This is a genomic window from Myxococcus sp. CA023, from assembly GCF_010998615.1.
GTDB lineage: Bacteria > Myxococcota > Myxococcia > Myxococcales > Myxococcaceae > Myxococcus.
The window spans coordinates 1-10,359 of record NZ_JAAEAH010000139.1 but is presented as its reverse complement, the minus strand read 5'-3'; the positions used below and the strand labels follow the sequence as shown (position 1 = coordinate 10,359).

Sequence of the window (10,359 nt, the reverse complement as noted above, 5' to 3'; positions counted from 1 at the left end):
AGCGGCCGGCTTTCAACAGCTCGACCACCCGCTCACGGAACTCCGGCGGGTATGGGGGACGTGACTTCGGCATCGTGGGACCCTTTTCGCACAGCGGGTGGAACTCCACGAAACCGGGGCAACTTCACCCCGCTCCACGGCATCAGCGACAGCTTCCAGCGCTCCCTTCACCGCATCTGGGTACGCCATGTCCATGTCGAAAGCCCACCCTCCTGAATGAGGACCGATGTGGACAGGGACGTGGAGTTCGCATGCCACGGCCAGAACAATGGGCAGCATGACGCCATTCTCCCGCCGGTTGATGTCGTAGCTGAACTCCCGGCAGAACCGGGCCCAGTTCTCGTCATCCGCCATGGCCTCCGAGCAGATGAGGTGGTGGGCGGCGATGGACCAGCGCCCCGTGTACCAGGGGTGCTCGCTGGACTCCCGGCCCGCGAGGATGTTCTCCCGCAACTCCGTGGAGTTCCCCACGTGCCAGCCCCACGCGGCGGCGAACTTGTGCCACGCCTTCCCGCAGTACTCACACGGTGGGCGCGGAGGCGGCTTCGGCCCCTCGCCCGGCTTCGTTTTCAGAAATCGGACTCGGGCCCCCCGGATGATGACGGGCATGCCTGAAAGCACACACCCGCCACGCCGACCAATGAATGGCACGCGAGCGCAGGCGAACGCGCACTTTCCTACAGGAGTCCTGAGCCACACCAAGCGCCTGCCAACGAGCAGGCTGCCCTACACACGATTCGGGACTGGACCCGGAGTCGTCCGCACTCTCCCATCAGCCTCGGCTCCATCGAGTTCCCGTGAGCGAACGGGCCGGCCAGGCGCCTCACTCCGGATACGAGTTCTTCGATGCTTCCCTGCGAGCAGGCTCCGCGGCCTGGCGCTTCTGCCTCTCGCGATCAGCCGCGACCTTCGCCTCGATGGCTTGAGCAAGCCTTGAGGGAATCTCCTCGACGAGGTAGGGCGTGAGCTGCTCGAGTGTCCGCTTGAGCTCTGGAAATGGCACCTGATTCTTGTCGACCAGGATCTTCCAGGGTTCGGAGACGGAGCTTCGCTCCAAATCGAAGGCGACTCCCTCTACCTGTCGCGCTGTGGGAACCTCGATGCGGACTCCCGCGAAACGGTCATTCTCACACGCGCTGACCCATACGGACGTGTGAGAGCCCGACTTCATCCGGCGTCCCCGCTCCCCGTACTCGATGCCACATGCCCGCAAGGGACGCAGCTGCGCCTGAATGGCGGCCAACTCCTGAAGGCCACCGACGTCGGTCTCCCCGAGGCTCCCAACGTCGCTCGGCTGCCGGCCCAACAGAAGGGTCGCTGCGCCGATGCCGCCGACCACTACCGCGACCGCGGCGATGATGAGGATCGTGTTCTTGCCGGACTTCTGCGCCGGCTGCGTGGGCACTGTGCTCATGGGAAGTCGCTCACTCGGGATACGAGGTCTTCGCCGCTTCCTTGCGAGCACGCTCGGCAGCCTTGTGCTCCTGCCACGCGCGCTCACTGTCCACACGGCGCTGGATCTCCGTGGCAAGCGCCTCGGGATACTTCTCCACGATGAGGGGCGCGATCCGTTCGAGCGACTGCTTGAGGTCGGGGAACGCGGTCTGATCCTTGTCGACCAGGATCTTCCAGGGCGCGGAGACGGAGCTTCGCGTCATGTCAAAGGCGACTTGAGACGACTGAAGCTCCTCCGGAACGCTGATGGAGACATAGGAAACCGACGCCCCACTGCACGGCGTGACGGAGGCGGACTTCCGGGAGCCCGTCGAGCGGTGCGGTAGCGCGCCTGCCCGCACTCCGTACTCGATGTGGCATGCATCCAGGGGCAGCAACTGCGCCTGGACCGCGGCGAGTTCCTGAAGGCCGCTGACGTCGGTCTTCAAGCCGCCCCGGCCAAATCCTCCCCCCGCGACCAGAATGGCCCCCCCGCCCATGAGGCCAACCATCACCACCACCGCGACGATGATGATGATGGCGGAGTTGCCGGACTTCCGCGCCGACTGTGTAGACGATGGATTCATTGAGGCACGAGCCTAAGTGGAGCGAGCGCACACCGAAAATCCGTCAACAGGCGGCACGCCAAAAAGGCGAGACATTCACTCCGGATAAGAATTCTTCGCTTCTTCTTTGAGAGCGCGCTCAGCGTCCTTCCGCTCCTGTCTCTCGCGTGCCAGTCGCACCTTCAAGTCGGCGTCTTTCTGGCGCTCGATGGGGTACTGCGTGAGCAAGAAGGGGGCGAGTTGTTCGAGCGACTGCTTGAGCGCGGGGAACGCGGTCTGATCCTTGTCGACCAGGATCTTCCAGGGCGCGGAGACGGAGCTTCGCCTCATGTCGAAGGCGACGTCGCTCACCCGCCGCTCCGATGGAACACGGACGGAGATACGATAGGAGGACGGAGTCCCGCAGGGCGTGACGTAGGCATATTCCTGGGAGCCAATCCAACGCCTCCCGCCCGATCCTCTTCGACTCCCGTACTCGACCGCGCATGCATCCAAGGGCAGCAACTGCGCCTGGACGGCGGCAAGCTCCGGAAGGCGCCCCACGTCACCACCTCGGTGAGCGCAATGCCCACCGTCACAACGGAAAGCCGATGATGTTCTTCTTGACCACGGACATCTGCGCGGGCGGAGATGCTTCGCGCGAAGCCGTTCAAGGCTCGTCGGACATGTCGTCGAGCTGGCCTTGAGCAAGCTCCCGGTAGTACGGCACGACTTCGACGGCCAACACGTCGCGCATCAGTTGCCGCGCGCTGTTGTAGTCCCCAGCCCGCTGGTGCTGCCACATCACGTGCAGCGCATCGGTGAGCCTGTTTGAGCCGTCCGTGATGCGGCGTCCAGTCTCACGAATCAGTGCCAAGGCCCCCTCCTCGGTGCGCAATGCGAGCTCCGCATCGAGGATGGCAACCTCACGTGCAGTGTGTAGCAACAACGTGCGCACGTCCTCCGTGAGCACGAGAGGCATGCCGTCCCGCAACACGCGGCGGGAGAGTGCGCGGAACAAGTCCCAGTTAGGGCGGTTGGCCATGGGTCAGGGCCTTTTCTTCCGCTTCGGGCCGCACATATCAAGGGGCCAATCCTGCTGCCCTTCACACATGCGAAGGCAGTCGTAGCAGGGCCCGGCGAACAGCCCCTCCTTGCAGTCGCCGTAGTTCCGAATGCAGCGGCGCTTCCATTCGGGAAGTTCCGCGTTGTGAGCGTCGTCCCACACAGCGGGCGGCGTCTTCCGTCGCCTCCATGGCCATCTTGACGCCTGCCATGTGCGCGGCGGCCTCGCCCGCTGTGAGGCCGCACGCTTCGGGCACACCAGGGTTGCGCTGGATGCAGCACGACACGGTGTCGGTGCAAGACGCCAGGGCATAGGCATCGCGGCGACTGGCCGATCCGGTGGCACTGCTGGCGCAGCCCAACGACGCAACGGCCAAGAGGCACAACAGGCCAGGTCCAGCTCTCTGCTTTTCCATGGAGAGCCGACTTCGCCCGGATGCATGGCAACAAGAACCAGCCCCACACTCCAGAGACGGGCGCCGCCCGACAGGACTCGGGCGGCGGCCGTCACGATGCGTCCGGCGGTGCTACGACAACCGCAACAGCTTGCGCGCCTGCTCCGGTGTTGCCGGCTCGCGGCCATGGGCACGCGCGCGCTTCGCCGCCTCGGCGACGAGCTCCCAGTTGCCCTTCGCGAGCACGCCCTTGGACACGTAGATGTTGTCCTCCAGGCCCACGCGCGCGTTGCCGCCCCGCTTCGCCGCCTCGTCCACGTAGGCCAGCTGGTGACGCCCCACGCCGGCCACCGTCCAGGTGGAGCCTTCCGGCAGCGAGGCAATCATGAAGTCCAGCACCTCCGGACGTGGCTGCAACGTGCCCGGCACGCCGAGCACGAAGTCGAAGTGCGCTGGCAGGTCCACCAGCCCTTCCTTCGCCAGGTAGCGGGCCTCGTCAATCATGCCCACGTCGAAGCACTCCAGCTCCGGCCGCAGGCCAATCGCCTTGATGCGCCTGGCGATGTCACGCACGAGCGGCCGGGGATTCCAGAAGACCTCCTCGCCGAAGTTCACCGTGCCCGTCGTCAAGGTGGCCATGTCCGGCCGGTCCTCGCCGGTGAGCGTCAGCGGCCCGCAGCGCTGGTCCACCGTCATGCCCACCGCGCCGCCCGTGGACGTCTGGATGAGCACGTCCGTGCGCTTGCGGATGGCGCGGATGGCCGCGCGGAACAACTCCGCGTCCTGCGACGGCTTGCCGTCCGGCGTGCGCACGTGCAGGTGCACCATCGCCGCGCCGGCCTCGCGGCAACGCGCGGCGTCCTCGGCGATCTCCTCCGCGGTGATGGGCAGGTGCGGCGTCTGCTCGCGCGTCGTCTCCGCGCCCACCATGGCCGCGGTGATGACCATGGGCGTGCTCATGTCTGCCCCCGCTGCTTGTCCTTGGGCACCACACACGTCCCCGTGGCCCGGCACACCACCACCGGCTCCGACAGGACATCCGCCGCCGAGTCATTCACGTCCGGCCGCGGCTTGATGACCTTGCGCGCCTCGAAGCGCATCTTCCGCGACGTGTTGCCCGCGCTGACGATTTCGCCCTCCGCCTCGATGAAGTCGCCCGCGTACACCGGGGCCAGGAACTCCACCGAGTCATAGGCGCGGAAGAGGCCCTCGTCCCCGTCGCTGCGGATGCACAACTCCGTCGCCACGTCGCCAAAGAGGCCCAGCATCCGCGCGCCGTCGACCAGGTTGCCGCCGTAATGCGCGTCGTGGCTGCTCATGCGCAGCCGGATGACCGCCTTCGTTCCCGTGCTCACTGGGGCTCTCCCTGATAGTGCGCGTCCTTCGGCTCCTTGCCTTCCTTCTTGAGGAGCGCGTGGACGATGTAGTTGGCCACGTCGGACGGCTTGGTGCCGGGCCCGAAGCCGGCGTCGAAGCCCAGCTCCAGCGCCAGCTTGTGGTCCACGCGGGGCCCGCCCAGCAGCAACTGGACCTTGCCGTGGATGCCAGCGGCCTTCGCCGCGTCGATGAAGTGCCGCGAGTTGTCCTTGTGCACGTCGCGCTGGGTGACGACCTGGCTGACCAGGATGGCGTCCGCGTTGCGCGCCATGGCCTTCTTGATGAGGTCCTCGTTCGGCACCTGGCTGCCCAGGTTGAAGGCCTCGAACCCGGGGTAGCGCTCCAGGCCGTAGTCGCCCGCGTAGCCCTTCATGTTGAGGATGGCGTCGATGCCCACCGTGTGTGTGTCCGTGCCCGTGCAGGCGCCGAACACCACGATGCGCCGCTTCACCTTCTCCTTGATGAAGGCGTTGAGGTCGTCGAAGGACATCTTCTTCACGACGACTTCGGGCACGTCGATTTCGGCGTAGTCCAGCGTGACGGCCGAACGGGCGTAGACGATGAAGAAGGTGTAGGAGTCCGCGGCGCGCTCGGCGGCGGCCACCTTCACGTCGGTGAAGCCCATCTTCTTCGTGAAGACGGCGGCGGCCTCCTTGGCCTTCTCGGACAACGGCACCGGCAGGGTGAACGACAGCTGCACCACGCCGTCGTCCCGCCGGTCGCCGTAGGGACGGATGATCTGCTTGCTCGGCTTCACCATCGGCTCACTTCCCTCCGGCCCGCTGAATCTTGACGCTGGAGCCCACCTTCTGGGCCAGCGGAGCGAACCGCTCCTTCTTCGTCTGCTCCAGGTAGAAGACGACCGACCACGTCGTCTTTCCGTCGCAGCCCACATACGTCACGGAATCCACCGCGCCACTGCCATCCGGCGCCACGTCCGTCTCCTGACGCTTCGCCGCTGGCTGGCCGCCCACCTTCAGACGCTCCCAGCCCTTGCCGCCAATGGACGCGACAATCTTGTCCACGCACGTCAGGGCCTTCATGCCCGCCGTCTGCACGGCGCCCACGTCCACCAGGAAGTAGGCGTCCCCGCTGGGCGCCTGGAACTTGTTTGTCCCATCCGCCTCGGTGCGGTTCCACGAGGCGGGAACCTGGATGGACACGTTCTTCACCTGGACCTGCGCCAGCGCATCCGCGGAACCGCCCGCGGAGAGGACCATGGCAAGGATTGAACCGAGCATCACTGCGCCTCCAGGAGTTCCAGGAACGGGTTGAAATAGTCCGGCGCCTTCTCCAGCACGCCGTCGAGGCCCTTGCCGCCGGTCTCCTCGCGCTTCACGTCACCGAAGTGGCCCCGGCCGATGGCGGTCACCATGCCCTCGTCGCGGCACTCCTGAAGCAACTGCTCCGCCCGGGCGAACACCTCGCGCGCGCGGTTGGCGATCTTCCCGTCCTCGCGGACGGTGAACTCCTCGTCGATGCCCCGCGCCGCGCGGTGGATGTAGGCCGCGGACTTGAGCGCCACGTAGCGGTCCGCCAAGAGCGGCGTGTGCATGGCTTCCGTCATCATGCCCAGCAGCTGGATGCCCTGCCGTGTCCACATGGCCACCAGGTTCGCCATCACGTCGTACGTGTGGCTGAAGAAGATGTCCGTCTCCTTGTGCTTGGTGGGCGGCATGTACTTCAACGGCGCGTCCGGGAAGCAGCGGCGCACCAGCATGGCCTGGGACAGCTCGAGCAGCAGCGTGTCCTCGCGGTACGGATCGATTTCGTACGCGTGGCCGATGCCCAGCTGCCAGTCCTTGAGGCCCGCGCGCTTGGCGAAGCACTCGTTGATGAACTGGCTGGCGATGACGGTGTGGGCCGCGTCGTACGCATCCGCGGTGGTGATGTAGTTGTCCTCGCCGGTGTTGATGATGATGCCGGCCAGGGCGCAGATGCGGCGGCTGAAGTACTGGTCGATGAACGTGCGCCGCATGTTGATGTCACGGAAGAGGATTCCGTACATCGCGTCGTTGAGCAGCATGTCCAGCTTCTCGTAGGCCGCGCAGAAGGCGATCTCCGACATGCAGAGGCCGGACGAGTAGTTGGTCAGCTGGATGTAGCGCTTGAGCTTGCGGCTCTCGTCGTCCAGGGCCTCGCGCATGATGCGGAAGTTCTCCTGGGTGGCGTAGGTGCCGCCGTAGCCCTCCGTCGTCGCGCCGTGGGGCACGTAGTCCAGCAGCGACTGCGCCGTGGACCGGATGACAGCGATGACGTCCGCGCCCGCCTGGGCCGCAGCGCGCGCCTGGTCCACGTCGTCATAGATGTTGCCCGTGGCCACGATGACGTACTTGTGCGGCGCCGGGGGCATGGGGAACTGCTTGCGGAGCTCTTCGCGCTGGGCGATGCGGGCCTTCAGGTCATCGAGCGCGGCGCGGGCTTCCGCGCGCACCTCCTCGCGGAGGTTGTGCTCCTGCTCGGGCGACAAGGGGGCCAGCTTCTCCGTGGGGAGCGCCGTCAGCCGCTCCACGGCCTCCAGCGGGCTCTTCGCGCCCAGTTGCAGCGCGCGGCCGTACCAGTAGGCGGCGCCCTTGTTGAGCACCCCGGCGGCCTTCAGCTTGTCCACCATCAGGTTGGCAAGCGGCACGCCCCGCGCGCCAGCTCCAGAGAGGCCGAAGAAGCGCAACACGGTGCGCTCGGTCGAAACAGTGGTGTTACGGCGGATGAGGTCGAAGATCGGGTTGACGATTTCGTCCGCCAGCTTGCGCGCATTTTCAATCCGCGCGTCTTCAATGAACGGGCCTGGCATGGACGCACCTTACCCGCCCGAACGACAGCGGGTAGCGCCGATGCGCACCTGCACAACGTTGCCGCACCGCATTATCGGTTTCGAGCTCAAAGCACCGAAAGGCCGGTGGCCACTCCCACCGACAGGGCGGTGACGCCACCGGCCTTTCGGTGGACACTCTTGGACACAACACATAACCCACCGGAATCATTCAGAGTCGAGCGATGGCATGGCACCTGCTCAGGACGGGACTGCCTTACCCCCTGAAACAAGGAGAATCCCTTGCAAACCCGCTCCCTGCTTCTGACCGCCATTCTCTTTGGCGGATCGGCCGCCGTTGCCGCGACGCCCCCTCCCCTGACGACGGACACCGGCTCCCCCGTGGGGACCAACCAGAACTCCAAGACGGCCGGTCCTCGTGGCGGCGTCCTCTTGGAGGACTTCCACCTCATCGAAAAGCTGGCGCGCTTTGACCGTGAGCGAATCCCCGAGCGAGTGGTCCACGCGCGCGGCACCGGCGCCCACGGTACCTTCGAGAGCTACGGCGACTTCTCCAAGCTGACGCGCGCGTCCATCTTCTCCGCGAAGGGCAAGAAGACGCCGATGTTCGTGCGCTTCTCCACGGTCATCCATCCGTCGGGCTCGCCGGAGACGCTGCGCGATCCTCGCGGCTTCGCGCTCAAGTTCTACACGGACGAGGGCAACTGGGACCTGGTGGGCAACAACCTGCCCGTCTTCTTCATCCGCGACGCCATCAAGTTCCCGGACATGGTGCACTCGCTGAAGCCGTCGCCCGTCACGAACAAGCAGGACCCGAATCGCTCCTTCGACTTCTTCTCGCACCTGCCCGAGTCGACGCACATGCTCACGCAGGTGTACTCGGACATCGGCATCCCGGCGAACTACCGCCAGATGAACGGGCACGGCGTGCACTCCTTCAAGTTCGTCAACGCGAAGGGCGAATACAAGTACGTGAAGTTCAACTGGAGCTCGCAGCAGGGCGTGAAGAGCCTCACCGCCGAGGACGCCGCCCGCGTCATCTCCGAGGACCACCAGCACGCCACCACGGACCTCTACGCCACCATTGGCGCGGGCAAGTTCCCCTCGTGGGAGCTGAGCGTGCAGGTGCTGGACCCCAAGGAGCTGGACAAGTTCAGCTTCGACCCGCTCGACGCGACGAAGATCTGGCCCGAGACGCAGGTGCCGTCCATCAAGCTGGGCAAGTTCACGCTCAACAAGATGCCGGACAACTTCTTCGAGGAGACCGAGCAGGCGGCCTTCTCCCCTGGCGTGCAGCCGCCGGGCATCGAGCCCTCCGAGGACCGCCTCCTGCAGGGCCGCCTGTTCTCCTACGCCGACACCCAGCGCTACCGCATTGGCGCCAACTACCAGTCACTGCCCATCAACCGGGCCCGCGCGACGGTGAGCAACAACAGCCAGGCGGGCAGCATGAACTTCGCCAACACGAAGTCGGACGTGAACTACGAGCCCAGCGTCACCCGTGAGACGCAGGACGCGCCGCAGTACCTCTTCTCCAACGCGCCGCTCCGCGGCACCACGCAGCAGCGCGGCATCGAGAAGACGGACAACTTCGCGCAGGCGGGCGCCTTCTATCTGGCGCTCGACGCGGGCGGGAAGGACCGCCTCATCAAGAACCTGGCCGCGGACCTGAACCAGGTGCGTGATGCCAAGGTGAAGGCGCGCATGGTGGGTCACTTCTTCATGGCCAACCCTGACTACGGCACCCGCCTTGCCAAGGCCGTCAACGTGAAGGTGGACGACGCCAAGGCCGCCGTGGCCACGCTCGCCGCCCACTGATTCGTTCATCTCCGGGCCCTGGCATGGCTGTCTCCGCCAGGGCCCGGCGCTTCCCTCTCGCCGCCCGTCGCATCCCGGTCTTCCCTCAGTGGGAGCAGGCCCCCTCTCTTCTGGAGTCCGTCATGATTCGCAAGCTGCTATTGGGAACGCTGGGCCTGTTGATGCTGGGTGCCGGCGTGTTGACGGCCGCGTGGATGTCCCTGCGCGCCACGCCTGCGCCGCAAGGGCGTCTGCTGGCCACGAGCGAGGCGGAGCGCTACCTGCTGGCCGCCGCTCGTGCTGGAGAGACGGACATCGTCGCCGGGCTCGTCCAAGCGGGTACGCCGGTGGAGGCGCGGGATGCTCGCGGCTTCTCGCCGCTCATCCTCGCCGCGTACCACGGGCATGCGGACACGGTGCGCGCCCTGCTCTCCGCCGGCGCGGATGCGTGCGCGGGCGACAACAACGGCAACACCGCGCTCATGGGCGCGGCCTTCAAGGGCTATGCGGACATCGTCGGACTGCTCAATCAGCAGCCCTGCGCGGTGGACCAGAGCAACCGCTTCGGCCAGACGGCGCTGATGTTCGCGTCCCTGTTCGGCCGCAAGGAGGTGGTGGACCAACTCCGGCAGCAGGGGGCCTCCCCTGACGTGCGCGATGGCAGCGGCCGCAGCGCCCAGGACTGGGCACGCACGCAGGAGCCCAGCGCGCCCGTGCCCCAGGCGCCCACCGCGCCGGAGACGTCCGCCTCGGCGCGATGACACGAAGGCGCGGCCCCGCCCAGGATAAGGCAAGGAGGCCCCATCCCGGTGAAGATGCCGCTGGGCACCGGGCCAGACGGCTCGACTGCTAAACCGCCTCGACGAGTCCGCTAAACATGGAGCCCAGCGTGCTCGAAGAAGGAGCGGAGGACGTCGGGACGATGCTGTAGGGCACGGAATTCCTTTCGTGCCAGGCGCATGAGGTCCGAAATGGC

At 66.3% G+C, this 10,359-nt stretch carries 11 protein-coding genes and 2 pseudogenes; 2 read left to right on the top strand and 11 right to left on the bottom strand.

Annotation, left to right across the window (positions count from 1 at the left end; genetic code table 11):
* Positions 1-153 precede the first annotated feature (153 nt).
* From F8M74_RS36325 to F8M74_RS36280, 11 genes and pseudogenes are all read right to left on the bottom strand, one after another.
* Positions 154-609, bottom strand: a pseudogene (locus F8M74_RS36325) (AHH domain-containing protein); the annotation flags it as partial.
* A gap of 214 nt (positions 610-823) precedes the next feature.
* On the bottom strand, positions 824-1,414 hold the full coding sequence (locus tag F8M74_RS36320; RefSeq protein ID WP_141259166.1) for a hypothetical protein: 591 nt from the start codon (positions 1,412-1,414) through the stop codon (positions 824-826).
* 10 nt (positions 1,415-1,424) lie between these two features.
* A complete protein-coding gene (locus F8M74_RS36315) occupies positions 1,425-2,021 on the bottom strand; it encodes a hypothetical protein (protein ID WP_141279974.1) in 597 nt (198 codons plus the stop codon).
* A 75-nt stretch (positions 2,022-2,096) separates the two neighbouring features.
* Positions 2,097-2,351, bottom strand: a complete 255-nt coding sequence (locus tag F8M74_RS38305; protein ID WP_228560866.1) for a hypothetical protein — start codon at positions 2,349-2,351, stop codon at positions 2,097-2,099.
* Between the two features lie 298 nt (positions 2,352-2,649).
* Positions 2,650-3,024 carry a DUSAM domain-containing protein gene (locus F8M74_RS36305; RefSeq protein WP_141258914.1) on the bottom strand — a complete coding sequence of 125 codons (375 nt, stop codon included), beginning with the start codon at positions 3,022-3,024 and terminating at the stop codon, positions 2,650-2,652.
* Between the two features lie 3 nt (positions 3,025-3,027).
* Positions 3,028-3,460: pseudogene (locus F8M74_RS38300) on the bottom strand (hypothetical protein).
* Between the two features lie 111 nt (positions 3,461-3,571).
* Positions 3,572-4,399 carry a 3-keto-5-aminohexanoate cleavage protein gene (locus tag F8M74_RS36300; protein ID WP_141258915.1) on the bottom strand — a complete coding sequence of 276 codons (828 nt, stop codon included), beginning with the start codon at positions 4,397-4,399 and terminating at the stop codon, positions 3,572-3,574.
* Positions 4,396-4,794 carry a hotdog fold domain-containing protein gene (locus tag F8M74_RS36295; RefSeq protein WP_201800494.1) on the bottom strand — a complete coding sequence of 133 codons (399 nt, stop codon included), beginning with the start codon at positions 4,792-4,794 and terminating at the stop codon, positions 4,396-4,398. Before F8M74_RS36295 ends, F8M74_RS36300 begins: the two co-directional genes overlap by 4 nt.
* Entirely contained in the window at positions 4,791-5,576 is a 786-nt protein-coding gene (locus F8M74_RS36290) for an OAM dimerization domain-containing protein (protein WP_141258916.1), read from the bottom strand. Before F8M74_RS36290 ends, F8M74_RS36295 begins: the two co-directional genes overlap by 4 nt.
* Positions 5,577-5,580: 4 nt before the next feature.
* The gene (locus F8M74_RS36285) at positions 5,581-6,060 is read right to left on the bottom strand and encodes a hypothetical protein (protein ID WP_141258917.1); all 480 of its coding nucleotides are present in this window, start codon (positions 6,058-6,060) and stop codon (positions 5,581-5,583) included.
* Positions 6,057-7,607: a lysine 5,6-aminomutase subunit alpha gene (locus F8M74_RS36280; protein ID WP_140863887.1), complete on the bottom strand. Its 1,551-nt coding sequence runs from the start codon at positions 7,605-7,607 to the stop codon at positions 6,057-6,059. Before F8M74_RS36280 ends, F8M74_RS36285 begins: the two co-directional genes overlap by 4 nt.
* Positions 7,608-7,868: 261 nt before the next feature.
* Here F8M74_RS36280 and F8M74_RS36275 point away from each other — a divergent pair, with 261 nt between their 5' ends.
* Together F8M74_RS36275 and F8M74_RS36270 are read left to right on the top strand one after the other, a co-directional pair.
* Positions 7,869-9,404: a catalase gene (locus F8M74_RS36275; protein WP_141258918.1), complete on the top strand. Its 1,536-nt coding sequence runs from the start codon at positions 7,869-7,871 to the stop codon at positions 9,402-9,404.
* A 122-nt stretch (positions 9,405-9,526) separates the two neighbouring features.
* Positions 9,527-10,144: an ankyrin repeat domain-containing protein gene (locus F8M74_RS36270; protein WP_141258919.1), complete on the top strand. Its 618-nt coding sequence runs from the start codon at positions 9,527-9,529 to the stop codon at positions 10,142-10,144.
* Positions 10,145-10,359 lie beyond the last annotated feature (215 nt).